We start from the raw sequence: 1,271 nt of genomic DNA on the forward strand, positions 1-1,271 counted from the left end.
AGCACGCCCTTGCCGGCACCATCCGATGTCGCCGGCACTCGGTCGAGGATGTCGATCGGCTTCTCGCCGTAGCGGGCAACGATCGACAGTGTCAGCGACGTGGCGAAGAAGGCAGCCGCCAGGATCGCCGTCGCACGCGTCAGCGCATTGGCCGCGCCGCGCGCGGTCATGAAGCCGGATCCGCCACCGATGCCGAGGCCGCCGCCTTCGGAACGCTGCAGCAGCACTACGCCGACAAGGGCGAGCACGACCATGAGATGGATGACGATCAGTACGGTTTCCATAGTTTATCCTGGCAAGGCCTTGCCCGGCCGCGGACACGACCGGTGAATTGGAGGCGGCTCAATACAATGCTTTGACGGCATTTCCAAGCCCGTGGCCGGAATATGGGAAGCAACCCGCCCTTTGCAACGATTTCCGGCGCCGGAAGCCCCGTCCGGCGTGGCAAATGTCTTCAAGCAATATTGCGATAAGCCTCGGCGATGGCGAGAAAATCAGCCGCTTTCAGGCTGGCGCCGCCGACAAGGGCGCCGTCGACATTTCTGACGCCGAGCAGTTCGACCGCGTTGGAGGGTTTGACCGAGCCGCCATAGAGAATGCGCACCTTCGCCGCAAGGCTGCCGAGCTTTTCCGAGAGCTTTTCGCGGATATGTGCGTGTGCTTCAGCCACATCGGCGGCGGTCGGCGTCAGGCCGGTGCCGATCGCCCATACCGGCTCATAGGCAATGATGGTGTTGGACGGGGTGGCGCTTGGCGGCACCGAGCCGTCGACCTGCCGCGACAGCACGTCGAGCGTCGCGCCCGCTTCACGCTGCTGCTGCGTCTCGCCAATGCAAATGATGGCCACAAGCCCGGCGCGCCAGGCGGCGGAGGCCTTGGCCTGGACCGTCGCGTCATCCTCGCCGCGTTGCTCGCGGCATTCCGAATGGCCGACGATGACATGGCTGGCGCCGGCATCCTTGAGCATTTCCGCCGAGATGCAGCCGGTGTAGGCGCCGCTCTCCTTGGTGTGGCAATCCTCGCCGCCGGCATGCACCGGCGTGCGCGACAGGATCTCCGCGGCGTGGGCAAGCAGGGTCGCGGGAACGCAAACCAGCGCTTCGGTCTCCGCATCGAGCCCACTCATGAAACCGTTGCCGATCATCCTGAGCTCGTTGAGCGAGGCACTGGTGCCGTTCATTTTCCAGTTGCCGGCGACGAGCGGGCGAATTCCTGGTGTCATGGGTTTGCTTCTCCGGGCGATATCGGGCTCTGGCCCTCACTACCAAAAT

General features: G+C 64.4%; 2 protein-coding genes. Both read right to left on the reverse strand.

What is annotated here, in order from left to right; translation table 11 throughout:
• The coding region (gene secG / locus EN935_RS36380; protein WP_127374252.1) for a preprotein translocase subunit SecG at window positions 1–284 on the reverse strand (284 nt) is incomplete at its 3' end.
• A 170-nt stretch (window positions 285–454) separates the two neighbouring features.
• The gene (gene tpiA, locus EN935_RS36385) at window positions 455–1,222 is read right to left on the reverse strand and encodes a triose-phosphate isomerase (RefSeq protein ID WP_127374253.1); all 768 of its coding nucleotides are present in this window, start codon (window positions 1,220–1,222) and stop codon (window positions 455–457) included.
• Window positions 1,223–1,271 lie beyond the last annotated feature (49 nt).

Origin of the sequence: Mesorhizobium sp. M7D.F.Ca.US.004.03.1.1 (assembly GCF_003998635.1) — a bacterium.
Classification (GTDB): Bacteria; Pseudomonadota; Alphaproteobacteria; order Rhizobiales; family Rhizobiaceae; genus Mesorhizobium; species Mesorhizobium loti.

Excerpts from the sequence above, each read along its gene's own strand:
- tpiA (WP_127374253.1), bottom strand. The coding sequence starts at position 1,222 with ATGACACCAGGAATTCGCCCGCTCGTCGCCGGCAACTGGAAAATGAAC.